The organism is Nocardia sp. NPDC004722 (genome assembly GCF_053601505.1).
This window is the reverse complement of record NZ_JBSGBY010001004.1, coordinates 1-1,766: the sequence shown is the minus strand read 5'-3', so window position 1 is coordinate 1,766 and position 1,766 is coordinate 1. Positions and strand designations below refer to the sequence as shown.

The 1,766-nt window shown below is 68.1% G+C and carries 3 protein-coding genes; all 3 read right to left on the bottom strand.

What is annotated here, in order from left to right:
* Positions 1–58 precede the first annotated feature (58 nt).
* Positions 59–463 carry a RidA family protein gene (locus tag ACWELQ_RS45120; RefSeq protein ID WP_452403094.1) on the bottom strand — a complete coding sequence of 135 codons (405 nt, stop codon included), beginning with the start codon at positions 461–463 and terminating at the stop codon, positions 59–61.
* 11 nt (positions 464–474) lie between these two features.
* Positions 475–1,230 (bottom strand): IclR family transcriptional regulator, encoded by a 756-nt coding sequence (locus ACWELQ_RS45115; protein WP_452403093.1) that lies wholly within the window; start codon positions 1,228–1,230, stop codon positions 475–477.
* Positions 1,227–1,766 (bottom strand): PfkB family carbohydrate kinase (locus ACWELQ_RS45110; protein ID WP_452403092.1); only part of this gene is annotated, 540 nt, incomplete at its 5' end. The genes ACWELQ_RS45110 and ACWELQ_RS45115, both read right to left, overlap by 4 nt.

Here is a 1,766-nt window from a genome sequence, read left to right as displayed (position 1 = left end):
CATCGAATCTGTACCATCAGCACATCGGCATCGACTGACCCGAGTTTTCAGGCGAGCGTCAGTCGACGATGGCGATACCGTCGATCTCGACCAGCATCTCCTCACGCGGCAGGCCGGTGAAAACCGTTGTGCGGCTGGGGAGGACGTCGCCGGTGGTGTGCTCGTTCACGAACTTGCCGTATGCCTCGTTCATGATGGCGAAGTCCTCACGCTTGGTGAGGTAGACGCGCAACATCACCACGTCGTCGAAGCTCGCGCCGCCCGCCTCGACGATGGCCTTCACGTTCTCCAGCGTCCGAGTGGTCTGGGCCGCGACGTCTCCCGGGTAGAGGTATTCGCTGGTCGCGGGGTCGACGGGGCCCTGGCCGGAGACCTGAAGGAACGGGCCCTTGCGGACGCCCTGGGAGAAGGTGTGCGCGGGGGCGGGGGCATTGTCGGTGCGGATGGCGATCTTCTGGCTCATGGTGGGGCCTTTCACTTCTCGGGGCTCGGACTCCAGCCGAGCTCGGTGGATACGGCCTCGGCGGTGCCGCGCACGCGCGGCAGCAGTCCGAGTACCTGGTCGTGATCGAGCAGCATGTCCGGCACCGACACCGACAGTGCGGCGACGGTCGCGCCGGTGCCGTCGTGGATCGGGACGGCCACGCAGTTGATGAAGCTCTCGTGTTCCTCGTGGTCCTCGGCGAAGCCTTGGGCCGCAACGAGTTCCAGCTCCGCGAGGTATTGCTCCGGGGTGCGGATGGTCTTGTCGGTGTAGGCGCGGTAGTCCAGACCGGCGGCGATGCCCGCCCACTGCGCTCTCGGCAGCGCGGACACCAGTACCTTGCCGACTGCGGTGCAGTGCAGTGCCGCGGGGCGGCCGATGCGCGAGTACATGCGCACGCTGTGGGTGGCGTCCAGCTTGTCGATGTAGACGGCCTCACCGGATTCGTAGGTGGCCAGGTGCACGGTCTGCCCGGTATCGGCGTTCAGTGCCGCTAGGTGCGGGCGCGCGATCGTGCGCACGTCGCGGCCTTCCAAGGACCGGTTGGCCAGTTCGAACAGCCGGGTGCCGAGCCGGTAGCGGTGCTCGCTGTCGTGGGTGACGAAGCGGTCGGCCTCCATGGTCTGCAACAGCCGCAGCACCGTCGACTTGTGCACGCCGAGCCGAGTCGCCAACTGGTCCAGGGATTTCGGCTCCTCGCCGAGTTCGACGAGGAGGGTGAGGGCGCGTTGGAGACTCTGACTCATGAGGCCACATTCTCGGGGAGAAGCAGGCCGGGGCGGTAATGGATGGCCGCCCATTCGGACGGGCTTGCCACGGCCAGGGATTCGAGCGCGGACAGATGTGGCAGTTCGGCGATGTCACCCGTGCCGGTCAACGCGGCGGCTGCGCACAGGTGGCCGAAGCGCAGCAACTGTTCGTGCGGGCGGCCCTGTAGCAGCGCGGCCAGGTAGCCGCCCGCGAAAGCGTCTCCGGCGCCGATGCGTTCGGTCACCTCGAGGGTGAGGGCCGGGACCTCGAGGCGGTCCGCGCCGAGGAATCCGGTCACGGAGTGCTTGTCGTTCTTGACGATCAGATGCCGGGGTTGCGGGAAGGCGGCGCGCAGCCGGTCGGCGTCGCCGATGCCGAAGACCTCCTCGGCCTCGTCCGCGCCCAGGAACACCACGTCGCTGCCGGCGATGTGGCGGGCCAGGATGTCGGCGGCGGTCTCGGTGCGGCGGGCCCACAGGGCGGGGCGGTAGTTGAGGTCGAAGCTGATCAGGCGGCCGTGCCGGGGGAGGGC